This is a genomic window from Halomonas citrativorans, assembly GCF_900163645.1.
GTDB classification, from domain to species: domain Bacteria; phylum Pseudomonadota; class Gammaproteobacteria; order Pseudomonadales; family Halomonadaceae; genus Vreelandella; species Vreelandella citrativorans.
Window position 1 is genome coordinate 73789 of the sequence record NZ_FUKM01000048.1, and the last position, 26702, is coordinate 100490.

The 26702-nt window shown below is 54.4% G+C and carries 22 protein-coding genes; 5 read left to right on the forward strand and 17 right to left on the reverse strand.

What is annotated here, in order from left to right; genetic code table 11:
- Window positions 1–37 precede the first annotated feature (37 nt).
- Window positions 38–688, reverse strand: coding sequence for an HAD family hydrolase (locus CZ787_RS11535; RefSeq protein ID WP_087109300.1), 651 nt, complete (start codon window positions 686–688; stop codon window positions 38–40).
- A 32-nt stretch (window positions 689–720) separates the two neighbouring features.
- A complete protein-coding gene (locus tag CZ787_RS11540) occupies window positions 721–1662 on the reverse strand; it encodes an RluA family pseudouridine synthase (protein WP_087109302.1) in 942 nt (313 codons plus the stop codon).
- A 672-nt stretch (window positions 1663–2334) separates the two neighbouring features.
- On the opposite strand from CZ787_RS11540, the gene rne reads away from it, so the two are divergent.
- Window positions 2335–5532 carry a ribonuclease E gene (gene rne, locus CZ787_RS11545; RefSeq protein ID WP_087109304.1) on the forward strand — a complete coding sequence of 1066 codons (3198 nt, stop codon included), beginning with the start codon at window positions 2335–2337 and terminating at the stop codon, window positions 5530–5532.
- A gap of 70 nt (window positions 5533–5602) precedes the next feature.
- Here the strand turns inward: rne and murB are convergent, their stop codons facing one another.
- From murB to CZ787_RS11580, 7 genes are read right to left on the reverse strand one after another with little or no spacing between them, the layout of a single operon-like run.
- Window positions 5603–6640, reverse strand: a complete 1038-nt coding sequence (murB, locus tag CZ787_RS11550) for a UDP-N-acetylmuramate dehydrogenase (RefSeq protein WP_254908616.1) — start codon at window positions 6638–6640, stop codon at window positions 5603–5605.
- A complete protein-coding gene (locus CZ787_RS11555; protein ID WP_087109307.1) occupies window positions 6637–7107 on the reverse strand; it encodes a low molecular weight protein-tyrosine-phosphatase in 471 nt (156 codons plus the stop codon). Before CZ787_RS11555 ends, murB begins: the two co-directional genes overlap by 4 nt.
- Window positions 7108–7134: 27 nt before the next feature.
- Window positions 7135–7905: a 3-deoxy-manno-octulosonate cytidylyltransferase gene (kdsB, locus tag CZ787_RS11560; protein ID WP_087109309.1), complete on the reverse strand. Its 771-nt coding sequence runs from the start codon at window positions 7903–7905 to the stop codon at window positions 7135–7137.
- Window positions 7905–8114: a Trm112 family protein gene (locus CZ787_RS11565; RefSeq protein WP_087109311.1), complete on the reverse strand. Its 210-nt coding sequence runs from the start codon at window positions 8112–8114 to the stop codon at window positions 7905–7907. Before CZ787_RS11565 ends, kdsB begins: the two co-directional genes overlap by 1 nt.
- 13 nt (window positions 8115–8127) lie before the next feature.
- Window positions 8128–9153: a tetraacyldisaccharide 4'-kinase gene (gene lpxK / locus CZ787_RS11570; protein WP_087109313.1), complete on the reverse strand. Its 1026-nt coding sequence runs from the start codon at window positions 9151–9153 to the stop codon at window positions 8128–8130.
- Window positions 9153–10886, reverse strand: coding sequence for a lipid A export permease/ATP-binding protein MsbA (msbA, locus tag CZ787_RS11575; RefSeq protein WP_087109315.1), 1734 nt, complete (start codon window positions 10884–10886; stop codon window positions 9153–9155). The genes lpxK and msbA overlap by 1 nt, the downstream gene beginning before the upstream one ends.
- Window positions 10887–10942: 56 nt before the next feature.
- Entirely contained in the window at window positions 10943–13225 is a 2283-nt protein-coding gene (locus CZ787_RS11580; RefSeq protein WP_087109317.1) for a DNA internalization-related competence protein ComEC/Rec2, read from the reverse strand.
- Between the two features lie 97 nt (window positions 13226–13322).
- Between CZ787_RS11580 and CZ787_RS11585 the strand changes: the two genes are divergently transcribed.
- Entirely contained in the window at window positions 13323–13874 is a 552-nt protein-coding gene (locus tag CZ787_RS11585) for a DUF2062 domain-containing protein (protein ID WP_087109319.1), read from the forward strand.
- Here CZ787_RS11585 and CZ787_RS11590 read toward each other — a convergent pair.
- Complete coding sequence (locus CZ787_RS11590; RefSeq protein ID WP_087109321.1) at window positions 13871–14551, reverse strand: ABC transporter ATP-binding protein; 681 nt, start codon at window positions 14549–14551, stop codon at window positions 13871–13873. The two genes, CZ787_RS11585 and CZ787_RS11590, sit on opposite strands and share 4 nt — an antisense overlap.
- A 106-nt stretch (window positions 14552–14657) precedes the next feature.
- Window positions 14658–15899 (reverse strand): lipoprotein-releasing ABC transporter permease subunit, encoded by a 1242-nt coding sequence (locus CZ787_RS11595; RefSeq protein ID WP_087109323.1) that lies wholly within the window; start codon window positions 15897–15899, stop codon window positions 14658–14660.
- A 222-nt stretch (window positions 15900–16121) separates the two neighbouring features.
- On the opposite strand from CZ787_RS11595, the gene CZ787_RS11600 reads away from it, so the two are divergent.
- On the forward strand, window positions 16122–17174 hold the full coding sequence (locus CZ787_RS11600; RefSeq protein WP_087109325.1) for an agmatine deiminase family protein: 1053 nt from the start codon (window positions 16122–16124) through the stop codon (window positions 17172–17174).
- A gap of 9 nt (window positions 17175–17183) precedes the next feature.
- Window positions 17184–18098, forward strand: coding sequence for a carbon-nitrogen hydrolase (locus tag CZ787_RS11605; RefSeq protein WP_176372214.1), 915 nt, complete (start codon window positions 17184–17186; stop codon window positions 18096–18098).
- 149 nt (window positions 18099–18247) lie between these two features.
- Here the strand turns inward: CZ787_RS11605 and CZ787_RS11610 are convergent, their stop codons facing one another.
- From CZ787_RS11610 to CZ787_RS11625, 4 genes are all read right to left on the reverse strand, one after another.
- Entirely contained in the window at window positions 18248–19195 is a 948-nt protein-coding gene (locus CZ787_RS11610; protein ID WP_087109327.1) for a Nudix family hydrolase, read from the reverse strand.
- A gap of 111 nt (window positions 19196–19306) precedes the next feature.
- Complete coding sequence (gene argJ / locus CZ787_RS11615; protein ID WP_087109329.1) at window positions 19307–20536, reverse strand: bifunctional glutamate N-acetyltransferase/amino-acid acetyltransferase ArgJ; 1230 nt, start codon at window positions 20534–20536, stop codon at window positions 19307–19309.
- A 36-nt stretch (window positions 20537–20572) separates the two neighbouring features.
- Window positions 20573–23320 carry a preprotein translocase subunit SecA gene (gene secA / locus CZ787_RS11620; protein ID WP_087109331.1) on the reverse strand — a complete coding sequence of 916 codons (2748 nt, stop codon included), beginning with the start codon at window positions 23318–23320 and terminating at the stop codon, window positions 20573–20575.
- An 86-nt stretch (window positions 23321–23406) separates the two neighbouring features.
- Entirely contained in the window at window positions 23407–23754 is a 348-nt protein-coding gene (locus CZ787_RS11625) for a hypothetical protein (RefSeq protein WP_087109333.1), read from the reverse strand.
- 107 nt (window positions 23755–23861) lie between these two features.
- Between CZ787_RS11625 and CZ787_RS11630 the strand changes: the two genes are divergently transcribed.
- The gene (locus CZ787_RS11630; RefSeq protein WP_087109335.1) at window positions 23862–24317 is read left to right on the forward strand and encodes a DUF721 domain-containing protein; all 456 of its coding nucleotides are present in this window, start codon (window positions 23862–23864) and stop codon (window positions 24315–24317) included.
- Between the two features lie 159 nt (window positions 24318–24476).
- Here the strand turns inward: CZ787_RS11630 and lpxC are convergent, their stop codons facing one another.
- Both lpxC and ftsZ read right to left on the reverse strand, forming a co-directional pair.
- A complete protein-coding gene (gene lpxC / locus CZ787_RS11635; protein ID WP_087109337.1) occupies window positions 24477–25388 on the reverse strand; it encodes a UDP-3-O-acyl-N-acetylglucosamine deacetylase in 912 nt (303 codons plus the stop codon).
- Between the two features lie 135 nt (window positions 25389–25523).
- Window positions 25524–26702 (reverse strand): cell division protein FtsZ, encoded by a 1179-nt coding sequence (gene ftsZ, locus CZ787_RS11640; protein ID WP_087109339.1) that lies wholly within the window; start codon window positions 26700–26702, stop codon window positions 25524–25526.

The window sequence follows — 26702 nt, forward strand, 5'->3', positions numbered from 1 at the left end:
CGCTAGATGATTGACCATCCACCCAACGTCGCATCCTCTATCCATGCAGCCAGCCAAAAAGATCTTCAACGTTATGAGCGACCCACTTGGGCTGGCTTGCCGCTAGCCGCGCTGGCGTATGAACACCGTAAGTTACTGCCACACGATCCATACCGATGGCCCGCGCCATTTCCAAATCATATTCAGTATCGCCTACCATCACCGCACGCTCCACGGGAACGTCAAGCTCTAGAAGCAACTCATTCAGCATTTGTGGGTGTGGCTTTGAACGTGTTTCATCTGCGGTGCGACTAGCATGAAACCAGCTCCCACTTCCCGTTTCAGTGAAAACCCGGTCAAGGCCACGACGGCTTTTACCCGTGGCAACGGCCAAACGCTGCTGTTCGCGCTCGCGAAGGCGCGCTACGTGCGCCTCGACCCCATTAAAAAACGGCATGGGCGTTGTGTTCCCATGCACAAACTGATGTGAATAGCGCTGACGCAAGCGTTCGGCCTGAGCAGGACCGATGCCCGGGCACAGCTTGGCGATGGCTTCAGGGAGTCCCAGGCCGATAATATCTCTAATTGCCGCGACGTCCAGCTCGCCCCACTCTGCCTCTTGGGCCGCTGCCTGCATGCAGGCAACAATTTTCGACACCGAATCCATCAGGGTGCCGTCCCAATCAAAAATAATCAGCTCGTAACGCATTACCGCCCCTTATTACTTCACTGCCCGTGCATTTATTGCCGAGCACGCTTGAGCACGTCTTCCAGAACTTCTGGCAACGGCGCCTTAACGGTCACTGGGCGGCCGTTGGTAGGTTCCGGAAACGTTAGCGAGCGGGCATGCAGAAACAGACGGCTAACGCCTAGCTGTTTCGTCAAGTGCGCACTTTCACGTGTCGAGTACTTATCATCCCCAAGCAGCGCATGCCCCGCATGAGTCGCATGAACGCGAATTTGATGTGTTCGTCCGGTCACCGGCTCGGCTTCAATCAGCGTGGCTTTCTCAAAGGTTTCAACAACAGCAAAATGGGTGCGCGATACCTTGCCGTTTGGATCCACCCGCACTCTACGCTCACCGTTGCCTGCGTCGAATCGGTCAAGACGCGCGCTTTCATAGGTTTTACGTGCAGGCCAGCGACCACTCACAAGCGCCAGATAACGCTTGTCCATGCCATGTTTTTTTAACGACTCGTTAAGTGTCACCAAGGCATCACGAGACTTCGCCAGCAACAAGCAGCCAGAGGTATCGCGATCAAGCCGATGAACAAGCTCCAAAAAGCTCAAATCATCCCGCACCTGACGCAGTGCTTCAATCAACCCGATTTTAACCCCGCTCCCCCCATGCACCGCCAAGCCAGAAGGCTTATTAAGCACCATCCAGTCAGGGCCTTCCATAATGACGCTACCTACTAACACGTCACGCAAATTATCGCTGACTTCCTTCACCGCCTCACGCGGCGCCAAACGTAATGGCGGCACCCGAACCAGGTCACCCGCCTGGAGACGATAGTCCACCTTGACGCGCTTTTTATTAACCCGCACTTCACCTTTACGTACGATGCGGTATATCAATGCTCTAGGAGCACCTTTCAGGCGAGTCATCAAAAAATTGTCAATTCTTTGACCTGCCTGTTCCGGGGCGATATCCACCCACTGTACTTCACGCCCTTCGGCCATTGCCGCGCACTCCTGCTGTGTCTCTATGATGCCAGGCTAAAAACGGCATTCTAACGTAGACCCAAGGGCATTGCGTCAATTGCTGGTAGTTGTCTTTACTGTTATATTCCAAATCGTTCACTACTAAGCGTGGGCAGCTTGTCGAGTATTACTGTTTTCACAAGTGCTACTACCACGTTTAGCTAAAAGCGCCTGCCCGACTAACACGCAGGCCTGAGCACAAGAAGCGGCGCCAGTGTACGCATTGCCCGAATCTTAACGTATTAAATGCAGTCACTCTGTCGCCCGTATGATGTCGACAGATTTGCTAACGCTTGGCCTAAAACGGCAAGCGAATGCTAAATAAAACGCCACGCTCAGAACTGCCCCGCCTTTTCGTCACAAGGCGCTGGCCACTTCTGGGCGACAAGTTCAACGCTGTGCCGACGGCCGGCGTTGACGAATCGATGAATGCTAGGTGTAGGCGGTGTCAGCAGGGCCGGATGGACGTGACAGCCACCGAAACACGTCCTGCCTCCGCCACGTACTCAACCTGTCAGCCGGGTCGGTTAAAACCTTCCTGGCTTGCCGCGTCAGCATAACCATGCGCCGAGCACAAGCACGCAGCACCCACCGATTCGTCTACGTCACTCCTTAGACGGTCCGTCGGTGCACAACGCTATGCGAGACAACATGAAACGGATGCTTATCAATGCGACCCAACCCGAAGAGCTTCGGGTCGCGCTGGTTGATGGACAACGCCTGTACGATTTGGATATTGAATCAGGTGCACGAGAGCAGAAAAAAGCCAATATTTACCGCGGCAAGATTACCCGCGTGGAACCTTCCCTTGAAGCGGCCTTCGTTGACTTTGGCGCAGAACGCCATGGCTTTCTACCGCTCAAGGAAATCTCCCGCGAATACTTTATCAAAGATGTATCTGGCCGCCCCAGTATCAAAGAGGTGCTGAAAGAGGGTCAGGAAGTTATCGTGCAGGTGGACAAGGAAGAGCGCGGCAACAAAGGCGCAGCCTTAACGACCTTCATTAGCTTGGCAGGCCGCTTTTTGGTGCTTATGCCCAACAACCCTCGTGCAGGCGGTATTTCTCGCCGCATTGAGGGTGAAGAGCGCAGCCAGCTAAAAGACGCCATGGGTCAGCTCACCGTACCTGACAAAATGGGTCTCATCGTGCGTACGGCGGGCATTGGTCGTAATCCCGAAGAACTTCAGTGGGACCTGGATTATCTGGCTCAGGTGTGGGAATCAATCACCACGGAGGCCGCCAAGCGCCCTGCTCCGTTCCTGATTTACCGCGAATCCAACGTTATTATCCGGGCCATGCGGGATTACCTGCGCCAGGATATCGGCGAAGTGCTCATTGACAGCCCTGAGATTCATGCTGAAGCGCTAGGCTTTATTCGCCAGGTAATGCCTTCGTATCAGCAAAAAATCAAACTCTATGCGGATGAAGTGCCGCTTTTCTCACGCTTTCAAATCGAGTCCCAAATCGAAACAGCCTATCAGCGTGAGGTAAAACTCCCGTCTGGCGGCTCGATCGTTATCGACCACACCGAAGCACTGGTTTCAATCGATATCAACTCCGCCCGGGCGACCCGCGGCAGCGATATTGAAGAAACCGCCCTTCAGACCAACTCTGAAGCGGCCGATGAAATCGCCCGCCAGCTGCGCCTTCGTGACATTGGCGGCCTGGTGGTGATCGACTTTATCGACATGGGTCCGGCACGCAATCAGCGCGAAGTCGAAAACCGCATGCGCGATGCCTTGAAGCTTGACCGCGCACGGGTACAGATTGGTCGCATTTCACGCTTTGGCTTGATGGAGATGTCACGCCAGCGCCTGCGTCCTTCACTAGGCGAAACCAGCGGCGTGGTCTGCCCGCGCTGTATCGGCCAAGGCACCATCCGTGATGTACGCTCGCTTTCACTCTCGATTATGCGCCTTATCGAAGAAGAGGCCATGAAAGAGCGTAGCGCACAAATCCGTGCGATTCTGCCAGTACCTGTCGCTACCTACCTGCTCAATGAAAAACGTAGCGTACTGGCCGATATTGAGTCGCGCCAAGGGGTACGCGTTGTACTGCTACCTAACCCGGAAATGCATACGCCTCATTATGACGTGCAGCGTTTACGCGATGATCATATAGATGAAGATGACACACAAACACTGTCAAGCTTCGAGCTATCTACCGATACCGAAGTAGGTAAAGAGCCCAACCCCAACTTCGCGCCGCCCACACAGCGCGCTGAAGCGGCAGTTAAGAGCATTGCTCATAATGCACCCGCACCCGCCTCGCTACAGACGGATGAGCCAGCAGCAGCCAAGGCCACCGCGCCCACAACCAATGATGAGCAACCCAGCGTTATTGGGCGCTTTATCCGCGGGTTTGCAAAGCTACTGGGCAGCGATGACAACAGCGCAGCCGAAGCCCCTGCTAGCAAGCCAGCAGCGCCTGCGCCACGTAAACAAGCCGAGCGCAGCCAACAGAAACCGGCCCCATTAGGCAGTGAGACGAAACAGCGTCCTGCCCGTAGCGAGCGCACCGAAAACAGCAAGGCAGATCAGCGGCAAACCCCGTCGCGCAATGCCAATGCCGATGTCAGCGAAGAAGCCAACGATAAGCGCAGCGGCCCTTCTCGCACTCGCAATCGTCGCCGAAACCAGCAGCAGGACGATGCTAAAGCGCAGGAAAGTGGCAGCAAAAACAGCCGCCAGAGCCAGAAAGAGGCATCTCCCGCAAAAGACGAAAATCTTGATACATCGAAGAAAGCGCCTCAGAAAGAGTCGCGTCGAGATGCTCAGCGCGACAATAAACCTGCAAAAGAGGCTTCGCACAACGACGCAGAGCAGCCAACTGCCCAGGATGATGGCAAACCGAAACGTACGCGCAACAACCCGCGCAACCGTTCACGCAAGCTGGCGGTTAGCCCCCAGGCGGAAGCCGAGCAGTTAAAACTGCAGGCCCAAGCAGCCGAAGAGGCAACGCACGCAGGCGCCACGGCCCCAGCAACGGAAACGCCCGAAACTGAAGCACCGAAGCAGGAAGTAGCTCCCGAAAGCCTTTCTGAAGCCTCTGCGCAGTTGTCTGAAACGCAAGCTGAAGCTTCGCCTGCCAGCAGCATTGCGGATAGCAATCACGCTGACAGCCAATCGCATCAAGCGACCGCTGAGGAAAACACTCAGGGAACCGTTCAGGAGCTTTCTCAAGCACTATCTCAGGAACCAGCTCAGGAAAGTGCCAAGCCTCAAGACACGGAAAACACCGACGTTAGCGCTGCTGACGAAGCGACTCCGGTAGCGGCAGTCGAACCCGCCGAAACACTTAAAGCGGAACAGCCCTCTCCGACAGTCGCCGAGCATGACGTTGCGCCAGCTGAAGCAACAGCACCGGCCCAACAAGAGACGCCCGTAGCTGCCGAGCCTGAAAGCGCACCGGTCACGGAAGATGAGCCGAAAACGGCAGATGAACTGAAGAGTGACGATGTCATATCTCTTCCGCACCAGATCGATGAAAAGCTCGAAAGCGACGCAAGTAGCGACGCCGATACTACGCTCGCGCCATCGCCCACTGAATTGGCCGAAAGCGGCGTTGCCGATGAACCCCAACAGTTGGCACCGGTAAATGAGTTGGCAGACGCTACACCTGTTCAGGAATCCGTAGAAAGCAGAACACCTGCGGATAACGTACCCCAGGCAGATGCACAGACTGACGACACTACCGCTGACGTTGCGCCACACGCCGCTAAATCGGTAGACGCACCTATCGCCGAAGAAGTGGCTGAAGAAGCACCCAAGCCGCGTCGTCGCCGTACCCGTGCGCATAACGATCCTCGTGAGCTGCGCAAGCAGGCACAAGAAGCCAGCAAAGAGTAATTTGCTGACTGCGCAAAAAACCAAACCCCGCCTCGGCGGGGTTTTTTATGCGTCAGTGCCCACGCATTTATCAGCCTTGAACCAAACGTGGCTCTGGCTCCAGCCGTACATTAAAACGAGCATGCACATGGTCGATAATCTTGCCTGCAAAGCGCAGCAATCCCTTACGGTCGCCGCCGCCCAAATGAACCAACACTAACGCCTGGCGGTCATGCACGCCAAATGCGCCCTCACGCACGCCTTTAAGACCGCACTGATCAATCAACCAACCGGCTGCCAACTTGGTCTTTCCTTCGCCTAAAGGGAAATGCGGCATGTCAGGATAGCGGGCCAATAGCGCCTGCCCCTGCTGATCTGAAACAATGGGATTCTTGAAAAAACTGCCTGCATTGGCAAGCTGCCTCGGGTCTGGCAATTTTTCCTGGCGAATAGCTGCCACTGTCTCTGCAACATCCAACGGGGTGGGCGCATTCGGCAAGCGCGAGGCAAGATCGCCATAGTGAACTTTCGGTGCGGGCTGCCTGGAAAGCCGCAATACCAGCCGAGTAATCACGACACGATCACACAGCGCACCCTTGAAAACGCTATCGCGATAACCAAACGTACACTCAGCATTCTCAAGCCAACGCGTTCTTCCTGTCGCAATTTCCATGATCTGCACGGCCTGAAGGCTATCGGCGAGCTCAACGCCATAGGCGCCGATGTTTTGCACGGGGGCTGCGCCACAATCACCAGGAATCAGCGCCAGGTTCTCAATTCCCCAGAGCCCTCGGGCCGCCATATTGAGCACCAGTGTATGCCAGTTAACGCCAGCCCCCACATGTGCCAGCACATTATTACCCGCCGAGGTCAGCCACCACTGTCGTAGCGCCGGGCGTATCGCAATCCCTGTTAAGCGCGGCGGCAAAAGCACGTTGCTCCCTCCGCCCAAAAGCGTTACCGGCCAGCGCTGATGATGGGCGATAGCAAGCGTAGCGCGTAAGGCGCCTAGCGTGGTGGGTTCAGCGTAATAATCAGCCACGCAGGGCAAACGTAACGTATTGGACGATGAAAGATCCACGTGTTCGTTAATGATACAAGCCGAGTTTTTAAGGACTGAAGCTGTCACACGCGGTCACTTTTCAGGTGCTGGATTAAACCTTGCGACGCCGTTTCGATCATATCAAGCACGTTTTCAAACCCCTGTTCACCGCCATAGTAAGGGTCTGGAACCTCTGCTCCCGACGTTCCAGAGAACTCCAGAAAAAGCCCGACATAAGCGTTGCTTTCGGCAGGTTTTAAGGCACGCATTGCCCGCAGGTTATCGTTATCCATGCCCAGTACATAATCGAATTTCAGAAAATCTTCTGGGGTCAGCTGCCGGGCACATAGCTGGCTCAGGTCAATACCTCGCTGCTTGGCTGCTGATTGAGCGCGCGAATCGGGTGCTTTCCCGATGTGCCAAGCACCTACTCCGCAAGAGTCAATGCTGACACGTCCACTCATACCTGCGTTTTCCAGCGCGCGTTGAAAAATGCCCTCGGCAGTGGGCGAGCGACAAATATTCCCTAAACAGACAAAAAGTACCCGCGTCACAACGCGCTCCCTGTACGTTGAAAAGTATTAACCAGATGGCGCTAACAGAGCGCAAACACGAGCTAAATCTTCCGCCGTGTCGACACCTGCTGGGTTAACCTCACACGCCAACGCCACCTGAATTAAATGGCCATTCTGCAAAGCGCGCAGCTGTTCAAGCTGCTCTAACTGCTCCAGCATTGAGGCTGGCCAGTCCCGATAGGCGGCTAAAAAGCTCGCGCGGTAGGCATAAATTCCGATATGGCGCAGCCATGCATCCGTTTCAAGCAATGCAGGCTGCTGCTTGAACTGCTCACGATCCCAAGGGATGGGCGCACGTGAGAAATACAGCGCCCGCCCCTGTAATGAGCGCACTACTTTGACCACATTGGGATTAAAGAGTGACGCTACATCGTTAATAGGCTCAGCCAGCGTCGCAATGGAGGCTTCTGCGTCATCGGCCAAGCGCAGTGCCACCTGATCGATTAACGCGGGCGGAATGAGCGGCTCGTCACCCTGCACATTCACCACTAGCTCGTCTTCACCCAAAGAAAGGATCTGGGCGACTTCGGCAAGCCGATCAGTACCCGAAGCGTGATCATCGCGCGTCATGACGACCTCAGCCCCATAAGGCAGCATCGCATCACGGATACGTTCATCATCGGTCGCAACAACGACACGAACCGCCTGGCTTTGACAGGCGCGCCGCCACACATGGGCAACCATAGGCTCACCAGCAATATCCAGCAGCGGCTTACCTGGCAACCGGGTCGAACCATAGCGAGCAGGCACGACGGCTATAAATGCAGGAAACGCCATTACAGGTCTCCCGTGCGACCTGGTGAGGTTGGGAGCTTTTCGTCAGCGTCCATTACCCGGGCTTCCTCAGGCAGCATAACCGGGATACCTTCTTGTATCGGATACGCTAGCCCGTCATAAAGACAAATCAGTTCCTGCGCTTCGCGGTCGTACTTAAGTTTGCCGTTACATAACGGGCAAACCAGCATTGCTAGCAGTTCCTTATCCATTTATGCATCCCCTTCAGGACAGGGCTGACAGCTTGGCTGCCAGCCAGTGTTCAAATTCTAATGGAAGCGTTGCCTCCACTTCTAATATCCAGCTATTGGCTGGCGCAATTCCCATGCATTTCACCGCATCTTTGGCGGTCATGACCACGGGCCGCTGTTTCGCCGGAGTAAATATATCCGCACTAAAACGCTGGTGGTCTGCCAGCGCCAGCATCTCGCCGCTTACGCCTAAATCACGCAATGTATTAAAAAAGCGCGCAGGGTGCCCGATACCGGCCACGCCAAACACCGGCACGCTAAAAGGTAACGGTGTCAGCGGAAAGCGCTCGCCATCATTTAGGCGCCGCCAACTTATCGGCATTAGCTGCATGGAAGTGGCGCTCACCGAAAGTGATTGGCGCATGTCTCCCTTCGCTATTTCACCATTCACTATTTCACCATTAACAACCACCGCATCTACACGCGCTAAACGTTCGGGCGACTCACGCAGTGGCCCTGCAGGCAGACAGCGACAATTACCCAATCCTCGTGCACCATCAATCACCACGATCTCTATGTCTCGCTCAAGCGCCAGGTGCTGCAGCCCGTCGTCACTCAAAATAATATCGCAACCGAGATCGACCAACGCTTGAGCGCCACGCGCACGCTTGGGGTCTGCTACCACGGGCAACAAGGTTTGCTGAGCCAACATAACCGGCTCGTCACCGCTTTGCGCGGGATCCGTCGATGGCGTTACCTGGAGCGGGTAGTGCTCGGCTTTACCGCCATAACCACGCGTGACGATACCCGGCGTCCAACCTTGTGCGACCAACCAGCGGCTTAACCAGGCCACTAATGGCGATTTTCCGGTTCCACCCAGGGTGATATTACCCACCACGATGACCGGCACTGGCGCACGCCATGTGGCCTTTTGGCCATTCATGTACGCAGCTTCTCGACGCGCCATGGCATGCTTATAAAGCGCGCCCAATGGCCTTAGCGGCAATAGCCAAGGGCTATTGTGATAGCCCGCTTCAAGCCAGCGCTGAGCCAGCGTCATTATGCTTCCTGAAACTGAAGTTGATACAGCGCAGAGTAGGCACCACCTTTGTCCAGAAGCTCTCGGTGCGCTCCTTGCTCAATAATACGCCCCTGGTCCATCACCAGAATCCGATCTGCACGCTCAATCGTGGACAGACGATGGGCGATAACGAGTGTCGTGCGTCCCTGGCAGACGTGTTCCAGCGCTTTTTGAATATAACGCTCAGACTCGGTATCCAGAGCGGAGGTTGCCTCGTCCAAAATCAATATCGGGCTATCTTTAAAAATCGCCCGGGCGATCGCCAGGCGCTGACGTTGCCCACCCGATAGCATGACCCCATTTTCACCCACCACCGTTTCATAACCTTGTGGCAGCTTATCGATAAATTCGCTGGCATACGCCGCCTTGGCGGCAGCTTCAATTGCCTGACGATCAGGATTCGCCGTGCCATAAGCAATATTATCGGCCACCGTGGCGTTAAAGAGCGTCACTTGCTGTGTGACCAAGCCAATCTGCTGGCGCAATGGGCCTAACGCATACTCATTAATATCCACACCGTCGATTAAGATGCGCCCTTCATTAAGGCGATAAAAGCGTGGCAATAGGCTAACGAGGGTTGATTTTCCGCTACCTGAGCGACCCACAATCGCCACCATCTCACCTGGCGAGACGTGCAAATTGATGTCATGCAGCACGCTTGGCTGGTCGTCGGCATAGCGAAAGCCAACATTTTCTAGCATTAGCTCGCCCGTTAGACGCTTGGGCACACGCTGACCGGTGTCTTGTTCCGGTGCTGTATCCATCAACCCAAAGAGTTCTGAAGCGGCGGCAAGTCCTTTTTGAATTTCACTATTAATTTCGGTGAGCTGGCGTACCGGTTTGATCATCAAGGCAGCCGCGGTAATAAACGCGACAAACTCACCTGGCGTCATATTGGCCATTATCGCCGGCGCCATTGCCAGCCACACCAGCAGCGCCATGGATATCGCTACCAGCATAAGAATAATCGGAGAGCTTATCGCCCGCGTCATTGCTTCTTTCATGCTCTGTTTACGGTTCTCTTCGCTTACACGTGCAAACCGCTGCTTTTCATAATCCTCAGCGCCGTAAGTGCGCACAACGCGGTAGCCCGACAAGCCTTCAGAGGCGACATGGGTGACATCGCCCATTGAGCTTTGTATGCGTTTAGAAATACGCCGAAAGCGCTTGCTGACATAGCTCACTACCACGCCAATAATGGGTGTAACGCCTAAAAACAGTAGGGTTAGCATCCAGTTCGTCCAGAACAGATAACCCACTAGGCCCACAACAAACAGGCCTTCACGCAAAATAACGGTGACAGCGTTCGTTGCAGCACCCGCCACTTGCTCTACATGGTAGGTCACGCGCGAAACAAGGTGGCCGCTTGAGTGCTGGTCAAAAAACCGCCCAGGCAGATGCAGCATGTGGGCAAAAACGTCGCAGCGCAGCGTGTGGATTACATAGCGTCCTACATACGCCATATAGTAGGTACTTAGAAAAGTGCCTAAACCACGCGAAGCAAACATTAAAATGACAAACAGCGGAAGAAACAGCCGAAAAGCAGCATCAGGGTTTTGGATGCCGTCGATTAACCGTTTCATCATTTCAGCAAGTGCCGTACTTGATGCGGCATACACCACAAACCCAACAGCGGCCAAGCCAAATGCTTGCCAGTGTGGTTTTACATAGCTAAGTAGCCGTTTATAAATAACCCAACTTGAATCGGTCACACGCGCTCCTGGCAATAGTGTGCAATGCTCTGGATTCTACCTTATGGCGAGGCGCATCAACACCGCTTAACGCCACCATGTTGAACACTGCCGGATGGCCAACGCATTGGTGTAATAGACACAGGATGATCTTTTTGAAGCCAAAACCGCAGAGCCCCATCGTGCCCGGTACTCCACAGGCAGCTCTTATAAGCTCGAAAGCGGCGTACCACATCATCTACCGGATGCTGGAAAGCATTGTTGCGACCTGCACTGAAAATCACATGCAAAGGCGTCGTATGTTGGACAAACTGAACACCTGAACTCGTGCGGCTACCGTGATGCCCGGCGACCAATACGCTAAGCGGCACATCAATATCTTTTAGAAAACGCCGCTCTATATCACGACTGACATCCCCGGTAATTAATAATCGATGTTCTCCCGCACTGACTTCCAGCACGCAGGAACGGTCATTGGCCGAGTAATCATTGGACCCGGCAGGCGGCCATAAAAATCGATACGTGATTCCATCGCGTTGCCACTGCTGGCCACGTTCGCATGGGGTGGCCGTAACCGGTAGGGTTTCACCTAAAGGCGCACGCCAGTGCGTGACGGCATGGCTCTCTAGTAGCGCACCTATACCGCCTGCATGGTCACTGTCGGCATGGCTAACAATCACCTCATCAAAGCGCTGGCCTGGCGACCACAATGTTTGCAAGGGCATAAAGCCTGCCTGAAAACGTGGGCCAGTATCGTATAAAAGCCGGTACTGCTGGCTACGTAGCTCGATAAGCTGGCCTTGGCCCACATCATGTACCGTTACACGCAACGTACCTTTAGGTATTTGCTCCAGCGGAAGCCACCAGGCAAGTGATACCACCAGGAACGTAGCCCCCACTTTCAACCAGGACACCACGCCAGGCAGCCCCCAGCATAAGGCCAACAAAAGAAGAGCGCCGCTTAATGGGTACACTAGCGCATGATCAGGTTCCCACAGTGGCCATCGTTCTGACGTAACGGTCAGGAAAACGTAAAAAACCGACAGCGCTTGTTCAAACAACCACCACATGCCCGTGCCCAGCCACGCCAGCGGTGAAAATATCCAGCCCAGCAGCGCCAACGGCACCATAATTGAACTTACCCAGGGCACGGCGATTACATTAATAATGGGCGCGCCCGGCGCCATACGTCCAAATGCGATCAGCACGGCGGCGGCCATGAGTGGGGCCAGTAACAGCTGGGAACGCAGCAACGCCCAGCACCAGCCTTTAACACCGTTTGGACGCGTGCGCCCTTGCCAAATAATGATCAACCAGGCAACAGCCACAAACGATAGCCAGAGCCCAGGGCGCCATAAAGAGAGCGGATCAAGCAGCAGAATAATGGCAAGCGCCAGCCACCAGGCCTGCCAAGTGGCTGGGGAGTGTCGACCACTGAGCACCCATAGCCCTACCAGTGTCATGACCATGGCGCGCATGGCGGGCGGCTCCATACCGGCCAAATAGGCATAACCGATGGTGACCAGCGCGGCCACCCACCAAGGCCACACGCACATTCGCCAGTTCAAAGGCATTGTTAGCCGTGCGATGAGCTTTGCCAGCAACAGCGCAAACCCGGCCACCAGCCCCACATGCAAGCCTGAAATAACCACCAGATGCGTCGTTCCCGTGGCATTGAGTAATGACCAGTCGTCCTGGGTTAGCTGGCTGCCCTCCCCCAGCGTTAAGGCTGCGAGCCAGCGGCGTGTTCGTTCACCGAGTGGCTGTCTCTCCAACACATCAAGCGCCAGCTTTCGTACAGAAAACCCAGCCGTGGCCAATTGCGTCGGCGCTGGCTCCTGGCGTACATACCCCGTTGCATGAATGCCTTCACGCCAGAGCCACTGTTCAAAATCAAACGTGCCAGGGTTGGAAAATCCGCCAGGCGGGCGCAGACGCAGCGTCATTCGCCACTGCTCCCCTGCATAGTAAGCCGGCGCGTTATACGCCGTTACACGGACCTTGTTAAGCGCATCGCAAGCGGGGCGATGCTTAGGCCCTTCACAGGTTCTTATCGCTAACAGTAGTCGCTGTGCATCACCCAACGGGGTTGCGCTCAGCACTCTTGCTTCTACAACGACATCTTCACCGTTGAGACCTTCGGGCAAGCGGCTACCCCACTCCTGATGAATACCGACCACCACCCAGCCGCCCAGCAATAGCCAGAAAGCCGCCTTGGCGCGCCAGATAGTCAGTAGCAGTGCGCCCAACAAACCAATGCCAACAAAGGGGCTCATTACCCCTGTTATACCGCTTAATCCCGCGATTATTGCCCCTAACAGTGCCGCTAGCGCTGCCGGTATCGCTATGCCAAACGGCATACGACTCTCCTTAGCTTAAGAACTTCACATACTTGGCATAGCCGAAGCGCTACGCGATATGGATAATAGGGTGCACTAATAGGCAAGAGTACCTGACATGCCGCGCCGGTTCCTGCAGCGCTACATGCCCAAACCCGACACGCTACGGCGACAGCGGTCGCTACGCTTTATTGCACCGCTAATTGCCGACCCCGGGCTGTGGCTTTTAACTCGGCGAAGCGTTGCCAACGCCTTTAGCGTTGGCTTGTTTTGCGCCATGCTACCGATTCCATTTCAAATGGTAGTCGCTGCCGTGGGCGCTCGCCTAAGCCGTTGTAATCTAGCGCTTTCAGTAGGTCTTGTCTGGATTACCAACCCGCTCACCATGCCGCTGATTTTTTATTTTAACTATCGAATTGGCACATTTATTCTCGGTGCTCCGGTACGTGAAGCGCCCACGCGTATTTCAACGCGCTGGATTGCCGAACAAATGCACGATATTTTACCGCCATTGGTTGTTGGCTCATTTATTACGGCCATTGTGCTAGCAGTGGCCGCTAATATCGGCATTCGCCTTATCTGGCGCTGGCACGTCTCTTATAATTGGAAACGCCGCCGCCTAAATAGGCAGCGGCGTCGGGCATGTATCGAATCCGAGTTCGATGATTAAGGCGTGCGAGGCTGCTCAACCAGCTTGCCCGCATCCAGTTTAAGCACCCTATCCTGATGTGCGGCTAGCCCCACATCGTGCGTCACGATAACAAACGCACAAGCGCTCTCTTTGGCCAACTCATCCATCAAGGCTAGAATCGTGGCTGCCGTCGTTTGATCCAGGTTACCGGTAGGCTCATCCATTAGCACCAGGCTTGGGTCTGTTACCAAGGCACGCGCAATGGCGACCCGCTGGCGCTCACCACCGGAAAGCTCGCCTGGCTTATGATCAGCCCGCGCCTTCATCCCTACGCGCTCAAGGATCTGCATAGCGCGTTTTTCAGCGGTTTTTTTCGACTGACCACGGATAATTAACGGTAACGCTGCATTCTCAACGGCGGTAAATTCTGCCAGCAAATGGTGAAACTGGTAAACAAACCCAATGTAGCGATTACGAAACGTCCCCAAGGCCGCTTCGTTTAAGTTGGAAAGTGGCTCACCAGCGATCACCACCCGACCATCGCTTGGGCGATCCAGCCCGCCCAGCAAGTTAAGGAGCGTGGTTTTACCCGACCCAGAACTACCCACAATCGCCACCCGTTCGCCCGCACGAACGGAAAGTTCAAGCTTATCAAGCACGGTCAGGTCTTGTGGCCCTTCGCTATATACCCGCGTTAAATCCTGGCAATCCAACATAACAGGCGGCTCGTTCGCTCCCCCTGCTGCGGCTGGCGTAGCGTTGGACGGCGTGGAAGTTGACTGCATAGACGTTAACGGCCCAGTAGTAGACATGGAAGCATCCTTATTCATAGCGCAGAACATCCGCCGGTTGAACGCGAGCAGCGCGCCAGGCTGGGTACAGCGTGGACAAAAACGTTAGACCGAAGGCTGCTAACACAATATTGCGCACGTCATCCCACCTAAGCTGGGACGGCAAATCGCTGATAAAGTAAACGCCTGCATCCAGAAACTTAATCCCAAAGGCCGCTTCAAACCAACCGATCAGATCAGATACTGTCAGCGCCAGCAGTATGCCCACAGCAACGCCAATCGCAATACCAATCAAGCCAATGGCCATCCCTTGTACGATAAAGATGCCCATGATCGAGCGTGGCGTAGCGCCAATGGTACGCAAAATAGCGATATCGGCACGCTTGTCGGTAACCACCATGACCAGGGTAGAAACAATATTAAACGCCGCAACGGCAATGATCACTGTTAGCAGCAGTGCAATCATGCGCTTTTCCATCTGAATGGCCTGAAAAAGGTTGCCATGCGAGTACGTCCAATCGGTGCCGCGGTAGCCTGGACCCAGATCGTTTACAATGGCTTGGGTCTCGCTGCCCGCAATAAACAGATCATCAAGCTCAAGGCGCAAACCACCTACCGCGTCGCCAAGGCGCGCAAGGGTTTTCATATCTTCGATATTGGCGTAAGCGAGATTGGCGTCCAAATCGGCGCCCACGCTGAAAATACCGCTAACGGTAAAGCGCTTTAACCGTGGGAATACACCCGCTGGGGTAATAGAAGCTTCCGGCACCAGCAGCGTCACTCGATCGCCTACACCTACACCCAGCTGGCGAGCAAGCATAGAGCCAAGCACCACATTCCACTCATCTGGCACTAATTCAGCCAACGTTCCTTGGCGCATATGCTGACCAATAATCGAGACTTGGTCTTCCCAATCGGGATCAATACCGTTGACCATGGCTCCCTGGTTACGACCACCCGCGGAAAACATGCCTTGCTGTTCAACATAAGGTGCAGCACCAATCACGTGCTCACGCTGAGTCAATCGGTCTGCCAGCGCCTCCCACTCCACCAGGCCCTCGGTTGCTTCAATTTTTGTGTGCGGCACCATTCCTAAAATACGAGTACGCAGCTCATGGTCAAAGCCATTCATAACCGATAACACCAGGATGAGTACCGCCACACCCAGCATTAAGCCCAGCATCGATGTTAGTGAAATAAAAGAAATAAAGTGGTTCCGGCGTTTGGCGCGCACGTAGCGCAGCCCCACCAGAAAAGGCAAACGATCAAGCATGGCATCATTCCTTATTAATAAGCGCTCATGGTACGGTTTTTTTAGCCACACTGCATGTGCAAACGGGCATTAGAGTAACAGACCCCAGGCCCGTTCCCTGAAACCACGTAACGCTTGCAAGTTCTTCGACGACGCCCTACATTGCGCCCATTTGCGCTGGCTAAATCGGTGAGCGTTTTACTTCAAATAACGTTACCAAGAGACTTCATAACCTTGGCCAATATGACATATCACCTGCTGCCGGAATGGCACCCCCAGGACGGTCTACAGCTGACCTGGCCACGCCCTGATGGCGATTGGGCATCGCTTCTATCGCGTATAGAAGCAACGTTTGAGCGCATCGTGCTGGCAACCGTTCGTTACCAGCAGGTAGTGATCAGCATGCCAGATCAAGCCACCTGTGACCGCGTACGCAAAACGTTCGATGCCTATGGTGTGCCTGCTCACCAGCTGTTGCTGATCGTAGCACCTACCGATGATACCTGGGCGCGTGACCATGGCCCGATTAGCGTTGTTGATGATGAAGGCCAGCCGCTACTGCTGGATTACACCTTCACCGGCTGGGGCGGAAAATTCCCGGCCAGCAACGATAATCAGCTGACGCAGGCGTTAGCCGATGCAGGCGTCTGGGCATGCCCAGTGGCTTCACGCGACATGGTATTGGAAGGCGGGGCTATCGAAACCGATGGCGCGGGCACGCTGCTGACGACCGAAGCCTGCTTGCTCAACCCTAATCGCAACCCGCATTTAACACGCCAGGACGTTGAAGCCTTGCTAGGCGATGATTTCGGCGTCGATCGGGTGCTTTGGTTAACCAACGGGCACCTGGAAGGTGATGATACCGACAGCCACGTTGATACATTGGCGCGATTCTGTAACCCATCGACCATTGCTTATGTGCGCTGTGATGACCCACAAGACCCGCACTACACAGCCTTACAAACCATGGAGCAAGAGTTAAAAGCATTTCGACAACGCAACGGCGAGCCTTACCAGCTTGTACCCCTGCCTTGGCCACAGGCATGCTTTGACCCTGAAGACGGCCATCGGCTGCCAGCCACTTATGCCAACTTTTTGATTATTAATGAAGCGGTGCTGGTGCCAACCTACGGCGACCCGGCTGATGCGTTAGCACTGAGTGCGCTGGCCGAAGCGTTTCCAGACCATGCTCTCATTCCCATTGAGTGTTCGAGCGTTATTCGTCAACATGGCAGCTTACACTGCCTGACCATGCAGTTGCCCAAGGGCACGCTCACCACCTCTTTTAATCAGTAAGGAGCCAGGATGTCTACCAAGGTGACCTCTGACCTAACGGTTGGCGTAGTGCAACAGTTTGCTTGGCCCGATAAAGCACAGAGCCTGGCAGCCAGTGAAGTGGGCATTCGTGATGCCGTAAAACGTGGCGCCCAGCTTGTCATGCTGCAAGAGCTGCATGCTACCCACTACTTCTGCCAGTATGAAGATCCGGCCCTGTTCGACCTGGCCGAACCGCTGGATGGCCCGACCGGACAGCACCTGGCCGCACTTGCCCGAGAATTGGATATCGTGCTGGTCGGCTCGCTGTTTGAGCGACGCGCACCAGGGCTTTATCACAATACTGCGGTGGTATACGACCGAGATAAAGGCCGGGTGGGTCAGTATCGGAAAATGCACATCCCTGATGATCCAGGCTTTTATGAGAAGTTTTACTTCACCCCTGGTGACCACGATGCGAGCCGCGCAGAAGGTTTTACACCAATTGACACTTCGCTTGGCCGTTTGGGCGTGCTGGTGTGCTGGGATCAGTGGTACCCGGAAGCGGCTCGCCTGATGGCCTTGGCCGGAGCAGACTTGCTGCTCTACCCCACGGCGATTGGGTGGGATCCTAACGATGATATTGCGGAACAAACTCGCCAAAAAGATGCCTGGACATTAATCCAGCGCTCGCATGGCGTCGCCAATGGCTTACCGGTGATTGTTGCCAATCGCGTGGGGTTTGAAACCGATCATTCAGGCGTGGGCGATGGCATTCAGTTTTGGGGAGGCAGTTTTATTTGTGGGCCTCAGGGCGAGCTACTTGCCCATGCCGGTGAAGATGATGAACAACTGGTTGTGACCATTGATATGGCGCGCTGCGAAAATACTCGCCGTATCTGGCCTTATCTGCGTGATCGCCGTATCGATGCCTATAGCGATCTAACCCGCCGCTTTCGCGACTAGGCGTTATCGCTCTATAGACCACTGCTTAACGTAGCGATCTTTTACGGAAAACGCCTGCCAAAATCATCTGGCAGGCGTTTTTTCTAGTACCTATTTCTGCACGTGCCTCAGCGCTTACTTATGCCATTACGTCAGTAGTAACAAACCTCTTACTTCCAGAAATCGCGAATCGAAGCGATGCCTTGGGCGCCTACGGCACGGGCGTGATTGGCATCAAAGCGTGTCATTCCACCCAGCGCAAAGACCGGCATACCGGCACGCTCAACCAGTTGTTGAAAATCATGCCAGCCCATCGGCGCTACTTCCGGATGTGAAGGCGTAGTGCGAAGCGGTGACAGCGTCACAAAATCACACCCCAGCAGCGCCGCTTTGGAGAGCTGAGTTTGGTCATGTGTCGAGGCAGAGAGCCACTTTTGCTCGGCAATCGGGCGTCGATCCAGCTGCATCAAACGCTCGCTGGTTAAATGAATACCATCGGCATCCACGTGCTCAAGCAGCGCAGGCTCGCCGTTGAGTAGAAGCTTGGCGCCATACTCATGGCACATACGCAAGGCGCGTTCGGCGCGCTTAAGATAAGCGGCTTCATCAAGCTGCTTGGCACGCAGCTGCACTAAGCGAATGTTGTCTTCTTTCAAGGCCCGCTCCAGGAGCGTATCAAAACGCGCCTCGTCAGCCTCTTCTTTTGTAATCAGGTATTCAGTGGGCAGCATCACAGCACGCAGGATCGGCAGGTTGGCCGCCGGGAACGGATAATTAGCCAACTCCTCCATCGGCACCCAACGCACGGCTTGGCCTTCGCGACCAAAGGGCTCGCCAGCGAACTCGTGAACCTGCCAAACATCTAACAAAATATGCTTGTCAGGATACTCGTGATGCACACGGATCAAGGGCTGCGCACGTACAATCTCAACACCAAGCTCTTCGTGCAGCTCGCGCTTAAGGCCCTCAAGTCCTGTTTCATAAGGCGCGAGCTTCCCACCCGGAAACTCCCACAAGCCACCCTGGTCGACATTCGAGGGCCGACGTGCAATCAGCACTTTCTTCTGATCGGCACTGATGATGGCTGCTGCCGCAACATGAACTCGTCGTTTTACCATTACATTCATTACGTCTTTATCCACTGTGTGCGCACCGGCGGATCAGTGCCGGTGCTTACTCGCTGCGTGAGCCCTTTTATGACTGCCAAACCCAGCCGGGTGACTGGCTAACTAGCTACGATAGTCTGCGTTGATCGACACATAGTCATGGGAAAGATCAGAGGTCCATACAGTGGCACTCTCCTGACCGCGCCCTAAACTGATGCGAATCGTAATCTCGTCTTGCGCCATTACTGCACTGCCTGCGGCTTCCGTATACCCAGCCGCACGACCACCTTCTTCGACCAGACGAACATCTGCCAGGTCAATGACAATGCGGTCCACGTCAAAATCAGCCACAGGCGCTCGACCTACTGCGGCCAGAATACGCCCCCAGTTAGCATCAGAGGCGTAAAGCGCTGTTTTCACCAAGGGTGAGTGGGCGACGGTAAACGCGACATCTAGCGCTTCCTGACGACTTTCTGCGTCATCAACCTGGAGCGTCACAAACTTTGTCGCGCCCTCACCATCACGGATGATCGCCTGAGCCAAGCTCGTCATTACCTGCTGCAATGCATCACGGAAGACGGCGATATCCTCGTTGTCTTCAATCGCCGCTCCCGTGCCTGTCGCTGCCAGCATGCACGCATCATTGGTTGAAGTGTCGCTATCCACGGTAATGCAGTTAAACGAGGCATCCACCGTCTCGCGTAACAAACGATCCAGCAATGACTGTTCAATAGCGGCATCCGTGACGACAAAGCCCAACATGGTCGCCATGTTGGGTTTAATCATGCCTGAGCCTTTAGTGATGCCATTGATAGTAACTGACCCGTTACTAACCTTCGTGGTAACACTGGCGCCTTTGGCCCGAGTGTCGGTGGTTAAAATCCCTTCACCGGCATGTTGCCACGCCTGACTATTGTCAGCACCTGACGCAAGCGCTGGCGTGATGCCGGCTAAAAGGCGCTCCATGGGAAGTGGTTCACCGATAACCCCCGTTGAGAAAGGCAGCACCTGATGCTCGGCAACGCCAGCTTGCTCTGCTACCGCTTTACAGCTGGCGTAGGCATCATGAAGCCCCTGTTTGCCGGTGCCCGCATTCGCATTACCGGTATTAATTAGCCAGTAACGCGGCGCCTGGCCCTGCTCGCGGCAGCGCTCAACATGCGCCTTGGCAACCGACACCGGGGCAGCGCAGAAGGCATTACGCGTGAACACACCAGATACGGTTGCCGAGGCGGGTAGCTCAATAACTACCATGTCACGACGACCCGGCTTTTTAATACCCGCCATTGCACTTCCCAAGCGCACCCCAGCCAAGGGGGGCATCACCGGAAAGGGACTATTTCCCACCGCCATGATCGTCTCCTCTACCTAAATCCAGACCGCTTCTGATTAGCTTAATTTGCCGCAGCACTGCTTGTACTTCTTACCTGAACCACACACACACGGATCGTTGCGGCCGACTTTCGGCCCTTCACGACGGACAGGGCGTGCGTCCTGCTCAGTGCTTTCCACATCACTGTTTTCACCGCTTAATCCGCTTTCACTGGAAGAAGCATTATCGTGACGATTCGCGGCCGCAGCTTTTTCGCGGGCCAACTCTTCACGCCGCTTTTGCTCCAGCGCATCAACTTCTTCAGGCTGACGTACCTGAACATGGCTCAGAATACGGGTGACATCCGCTTTAATATTGGTCAGCAGGTGCTGGAACAATTCAAACGATTCACGCTTGTACTCTTGCTTGGGGTTCTTTTGTGCGTAGCCGCGTAAATGGATACCCCGACGCAGGTGATCCATCGACTGCAAGTGCTCTTTCCAACGCGTATCCAGAACCTGAAGCATGACCTGCTTTTCAAAACGACGAATCAGGGTCGCGCCTGCGGCATCCACCTTGGCCGCATAAGCGTCACGGTGCATGTTTTGCAGACGCTCGCGCAACTTCTCTTCGCTAAATCGCTCATCATCAGCGGCCCACTGGACCACCGGGGCATCCAGGTTGAATTCTGTCTTAAGGTGCATTTCAAGCCCAGCCAAATCCCACTGCTCGGCTAGACTCTGCGGCGGAACGAAGTCGTTAATGGTGTCTTCCATGACTTCTTCACGAATACCCACGACAGCTTCTGAAATGTCATCAGAGGCTAGAACCTCATTGCGCTGCTCGTAAATAACCCGGCGTTGGTCGTTTGCCACGTCATCATATTCAAGCAACTGCTTACGAATATCGAAGTTACGCCCTTCCACTTTCTTCTGGGCACGCTCAACAGCGTTAGATACCATTTTGTGCTCAATGGCTTCGCCGCGCTCCAGGCCCAATGCCTGCATGAGACGCTTAACGCGGTCAGAACCAAATAGCCGCATCAGGCTATCTTCCAACGACAGGAAGAACCGCGTTGAACCTGGATCGCCCTGACGGCCAGAACGCCCACGCAACTGGTTATCAATGCGCCGAGACTCATGGCGTTCCGAACCAACAACATGCAGGCCACCGGCTTCCAGCACACCATCGTGACGCTGCTTCCACTCGGCTTTTAATGCATCAATCTGCGCCTGGCTTGGGTTTTGTAGCTTGGCAACGTCAGCCTCCCAGTTGCCCCCCAGCATAATATCGGTACCTCGACCGGCCATGTTGGTGGCAATAGTGATCGCGCCAGGACGCCCCGCCTGGGCAATAATTTCCGCCTCACTCTGGTGCTGCTTGGCATTCAGGACATTGAACTTCAGTCCTGCTTCGCGCATCAAGTGCGCCAGATATTCAGACGTCTCGATGGACGCCGTACCTACCAGCACCGGGCGGCCTGCCTCTGTTTCGACCTGAACGTCTTTAATAATCGCCTCGTACTTCTCTTCGGCGCTAAGGTAGACCAGGTCGTTAAGGTCTTTACGGGCTAACGGGCGATTGGTGGGGATGACGATAACATCAAGCCCATAGATCTGACGGAACTCAAAGGCTTCCGTATCGGCAGTACCGGTCATGCCTGCCAGCTTTTCATACAAGCGGAAATAGTTCTGGAAGGTGGTGGATGCCAGTGTCTGGCTCTCGCGCTGAACGGTAACCCCTTCTTTGGCTTCAACAGCCTGGTGAAGTCCTTCAGACCAACGGCGACCGGGCATCGTCCGTCCAGTATGCTCATCAACGATGACCACCTGGTCTTCCACTACGATGTAATCAACATCCTTGTTGTAAAGATGGCGTGCCCGCAGCGCAGAATGCATGTGCTGCAGTAAATTCAGGTTTTGAGCGGCGTAAAGCGATTCACCCTCTTTAAGAAGGCCTTCCGCCTGCATCAACTCTTCAACCCTGTTATGCCCCTGCTCGGTCAGTTCAACCTGCTTTTGCTTCTCCTCCAGCACAAAATCGCCGGTTGCAGGTTGGTCGTCATCTTCCGAGACCTCACCCTCTTCCAACTGCTGGGCAAGCTGATTAACGACGCTATACAGATTGGTATTTTCATCCACCGCGCCAGATATGATCAGCGGCGTACGCGCCTCATCAATCAGGATCGAATCCACCTCATCGACAATGGCATAGTGCAGGCCACGCTGCACCTTATCCTCCAAAGAGAACGCCATGTTGTCGCGAAGGTAGTCAAAGCCAAATTCGTTATTGGTACCGTAGGTAATATCACACCGATAAGCATGGCGTTTCTCCTCCCCGGTTTGACCGGAAAAGATAACCCCAACAGAAAGCCCTAAAAACTCATACAGCGGGCGCATCCACTCGGCATCACGGCGGGCAAGGTAGTCATTGACGGTGACAACGTGTACGCCCTTTGCAGGTAGCGCATTGAGATAAACGGCCAGCGTTGCTACCAGCGTTTTACCTTCGCCGGTTTTCATTTCAGCAATACGACCACGGTGCAGGGTCATGCCCCCCACCACCTGTACATCAAAATGCCGCATACCCATGACGCGCTTACTGGCCTCTCGCACAATCGCAAACGCAGAAGGCAACAAACTATCCAGTGCCTCGCCGTTTTCCAAGCGCAAACGCAGCTCCGCTGTCTTACCTTGTAATTCAGCGTCGCTTAATCCTTCAAACTCAGCTTCGAGCGCGTTCACACTACGAACGTTTTTGTGCATGCGCTTTACTTCACGGTCGTTCTTGGAGCCAACAACCTTGCGTAACAAATTATTAATCATGAAATTTCCAAATCATCTTGAGCGAACCAATGGGTTTCGCCCTGTTCCGTATAAGGCAAGTAAAGTACGTTTTAGCAAACCGTGAGTTAAGCGGGCGGACCGCGCTGGGTAAGCACATCACGTGCGGCTACCCGGCGCTTTATAAAGACATAAACAGGTAAAAAGTGGCGCTGCACCGCGATACGTTTAAATCGCTGCCGCCAACCGCGCAATGCACGCCGCCTTTTGGCGATCCAATGCGATTGAGCACGTAAAATAGCCGGCACCCACAAACACACGCAGACGTGACGCTCAGCGCCCCGCATGGCATCAAAAGGCACTAAACTATTGGGCAGCAAGCAGCTTACCAGGAGCCCCGCCAGCCACCAACGCGCCAAGCCATAGCGACGGTTACGTCGCGGCAAAGCAGAAAAGGTGTTAAGCGTGGAAGACATGCTGTGGATTGGCTCCTGAGCGTGTTAGGCTCTGCAAATAAGTAATGCATCCGCGCGGATGCCGCTACTTGGCTATATATTGAGGGGTTATCCCAGGATTCAAGCGTATGAGTATAAAGGTTAAGCGTTCTCGCGCACAGCCCATCGCCCGTCTGCTAAACAAGTCAGGGGATATTGGCCAATTAATGCGTCAGTCTCGCTTGATAGATCAAGCCCAGTGTCATGTAAGAGCCCACCTGCCAGAAGAGATGCGCCCACATATCTTTGTCGGCGGCTTTCGCGATGGGCGCTTAACCCTGATCAGTGGACAGGCAAGCTGGCTGACATGGCTGCGCTTTGAACAGCGGCGGCTGTTGACGCTGTTACATCAACTGCCCGGCTTTGAGGCTGTGAATGGCTTTACCTTTAAAGTGCGCCCCGTCCGCCCAGTTGAAGCACCTTTGCGTAATACCCGACACTTGTCCGCCAGCGCGGGAAAAACGCTCAGCGAGTGCGCAAGCGACACGCACAATCCTGCGCTGCGTAAAGCGCTAGAGCGCCTTGCATCTCACGCACCAAAATAAGCGTGCCGCGCACATTGCGCACTTCTCAAATGCCAGAAACGCAAAAGCACCGCCTGGGCGGTGCTTTTTTCATCAAGGCCAGTTATCGAGCTTGAGCACTACCAAAGGTGGAACCTGGATAGCGCGTCATAGCTAATATCTGACGCTCCTGCTTGGCAATCAGGCCATTGCAGGCGCTGCGTACGAAATAGGCGCAACGGCTTTTTCATCTTCAAACGTCACGATTTCATAAGCATCAGGCTGTGCCATCAATTCACGGCAAAGCTGATTGTTCAGAGCATGTCCGGATTTTGTACCGTGAAACTCACCAATCAGGCTGTAGCCTAACTGATACAAATCGCCGATAGCATCCAGCACCTTGTGTTTGACGAACTCATCTTCGTAACGCAAACCGCCTTCATTGACGATGCGATAATCATCAACCACGATCGCATTATCCAGGCTTCCCCCCAGGGCCAGGTTATTAGAGCGCAAAAACTCCAAATCCTTCATAAACCCAAAGGTGCGCGCCCGAGAAACCTCTTTCACAAAAGAGGTCGTCGAAAAATCGATAAGCGCAGTTTGTTTCTGCTGTTCGAAAACCGGGTGGTCGAAGTCAATGGAGAACGAGACTTTGAACCCCTGGTGCGGAAGGAAAACGGCCTCTTTATCGCCATCTTTAACCGCGACGCGATGTTTGATGCGTATAAATTTCTTTGCTGCATCCTGCTCAAGAATACCCGCCGATTGAATTAAAAACACAAACGGGCTGGCACTACCGTCCATAATCGGTACTTCGGGAGCACTTAGGTCAACATAAGCATTATCGATGCCTAGTCCTGCAAACGCTGACATCAAATGCTCAACCGTTGCCACTTTCACACCTTCGTGTGAAAGTGCGGTGCAAAGTGTTGTGTCTTCCACTAACTCTGCGCGTGCGGGTATATGTACCACAGGCTCCAGATCGGTTCTAACAAACACAATCCCGGTGTTTGTCGGCGCCGGACGCAAAGCCATGTGGACTTTTTTGCCGGAGTGCAGACCCACTCCAGTGGCGCGGATGACGTTTTGTAGGGTGCGTTGTCTGATCATGGGCAGTGGTCGAACTCTAATGACGGTAGTACCGTAGGGGAAGGAAAGTTATCAAACAGTGTTCACTTTAACAGCAAACGAGCGTTTTAACCAATAAAACACTCGTTTGCTGGCCCAGTAAACCTATTGAAACAATCAATCGGCCTGACGGCGCAAGAAAGCAGGTATGTCCAGATAGTCATCAGCATCGGCTGAGCGACTCTTTTCTGGACGCGGTTTGGGCGCGTGTTCCGGCGCCTCTGCACGGGCAGTTGCTTGCTGACGCATTACGGTAGGCTGCTGTAGCTTACGGTAATCAGAAGAGTCAGCAGAAGAGCGACGTGCAGGTTCGCGTGTTGTCGCTTTGGCAGTTTTCGCGCCATCTAACCCAGCAGCAACAACAGTAACACGCAACTCATCCGACATTTCCATATCGATGGAAGTTCCCACGACAATGGTCGCTTCTTGTGAAGCAAACTCTTGCACGGTGGCACCTACATCATTGAACTCGCCAATCGACAGATCCGGCCCTGCCGTAATATTGACCAGAATGCCTCGCGCGCCATGCAGATCGATATCTTCCAGAAGCGGGCTACGGATAGCTTTTTCTGCTGCTTCGCGGGCGCGGTTCTCGCCTGTAGCACCGCCCGTACCCATCATCGCCATGCCCATTTCAGACATAACAGTACGCACATCAGCAAAGTCGACGTTGATAATACCAGGGCTTGTGATCAGCTCGGCAATACCTTGAACAGCGCCAAGCAATACATCGTTGGCAGCGCTAAACGCAGTTAACAGCGTCGCGCTTTTACCCAGTACGGATAAAAGCTTTTCGTTGGGTATGGTGATCAGCGAATCAACATGCTGAGAGAGCTCTTTCATTCCCTCTTCGGCAGCGCGCATACGCTTGGGGCCTTCAAACGGGAAAGGCCGCGTAACGACAGCTACCGTTAAAATACCCAGTTCTTTGGCAACTTGCGCAACCACTGGCGCGCCGCCGGTGCCTGTACCACCGCCCATACCAGCGGTAATAAAGACCATATCGGCGCCTTCAAGTAGCTCAGCGATTCGGTCACGATCTTCCATCGCGGCCTGACGGCCTACTTCAGGGTTGGCGCCAGCACCGAGCCCCTTGGTGATTTCACCACCTAGCTGTAATACTGTTTTTGCGGATACGCGTTTAAGTGCCTGGGCATCGGTATTGGCGCAAATAAATTCAACGCCTTCAATGTTACTTTCAACCATGTGATTGACGGCATTGCCGCCACCACCACCAACACCGACTACTTTTATGACCGCACTACTTGAGGGTGCGTTATCTATCAATTCAAACAT

Bases quoted from the DNA above. Each gene is read 5' to 3' on its own strand.
- CZ787_RS11535 (WP_087109300.1), bottom strand. From the start codon at position 688: ATGCGTTACGAGCTGATTATTTTTGATTGGGACGGCACCCTGATGGAT.
- CZ787_RS11540 (WP_087109302.1), bottom strand. From the start codon at position 1,662: ATGGCCGAAGGGCGTGAAGTACAGTGGGTGGATATCGCCCCGGAACAG.
- rne (WP_087109304.1), top strand. From the start codon at position 2,335: ATGAAACGGATGCTTATCAATGCGACCCAACCCGAAGAGCTTCGGGTC.
- kdsB (WP_087109309.1), bottom strand. From the start codon at position 7,905: ATGGCGTTTCCTGCATTTATAGCCGTCGTGCCTGCTCGCTATGGTTCG.
- CZ787_RS11565 (WP_087109311.1), bottom strand. From the start codon at position 8,114: ATGGATAAGGAACTGCTAGCAATGCTGGTTTGCCCGTTATGTAACGGC.
- lpxK (WP_087109313.1), bottom strand. From the start codon at position 9,153: ATGACGCTGGCTCAGCGCTGGCTTGAAGCGGGCTATCACAATAGCCCT.
- CZ787_RS11580 (WP_087109317.1), bottom strand. From the start codon at position 13,225: ATGCCGTTTGGCATAGCGATACCGGCAGCGCTAGCGGCACTGTTAGGG.
- CZ787_RS11585 (WP_087109319.1), top strand. From the start codon at position 13,323: ATGCCGCGCCGGTTCCTGCAGCGCTACATGCCCAAACCCGACACGCTA.
- CZ787_RS11590 (WP_087109321.1), bottom strand. From the start codon at position 14,551: ATGTTGGATTGCCAGGATTTAACGCGGGTATATAGCGAAGGGCCACAA.
- CZ787_RS11595 (WP_087109323.1), bottom strand. From the start codon at position 15,899: ATGCTTGATCGTTTGCCTTTTCTGGTGGGGCTGCGCTACGTGCGCGCC.
- CZ787_RS11600 (WP_087109325.1), top strand. From the start codon at position 16,122: ATGACATATCACCTGCTGCCGGAATGGCACCCCCAGGACGGTCTACAG.
- CZ787_RS11605 (WP_176372214.1), top strand. From the start codon at position 17,184: ATGTCTACCAAGGTGACCTCTGACCTAACGGTTGGCGTAGTGCAACAG.
- CZ787_RS11610 (WP_087109327.1), bottom strand. From the start codon at position 19,195: ATGGTAAAACGACGAGTTCATGTTGCGGCAGCAGCCATCATCAGTGCC.
- argJ (WP_087109329.1), bottom strand. From the start codon at position 20,536: ATGGCGGTGGGAAATAGTCCCTTTCCGGTGATGCCCCCCTTGGCTGGG.
- secA (WP_087109331.1), bottom strand. From the start codon at position 23,320: ATGATTAATAATTTGTTACGCAAGGTTGTTGGCTCCAAGAACGACCGT.
- CZ787_RS11625 (WP_087109333.1), bottom strand. From the start codon at position 23,754: ATGTCTTCCACGCTTAACACCTTTTCTGCTTTGCCGCGACGTAACCGT.
- CZ787_RS11630 (WP_087109335.1), top strand. From the start codon at position 23,862: ATGAGTATAAAGGTTAAGCGTTCTCGCGCACAGCCCATCGCCCGTCTG.
- lpxC (WP_087109337.1), bottom strand. From the start codon at position 25,388: ATGATCAGACAACGCACCCTACAAAACGTCATCCGCGCCACTGGAGTG.
- ftsZ (WP_087109339.1), bottom strand. From the start codon at position 26,702: ATGTTTGAATTGATAGATAACGCACCCTCAAGTAGTGCGGTCATAAAA.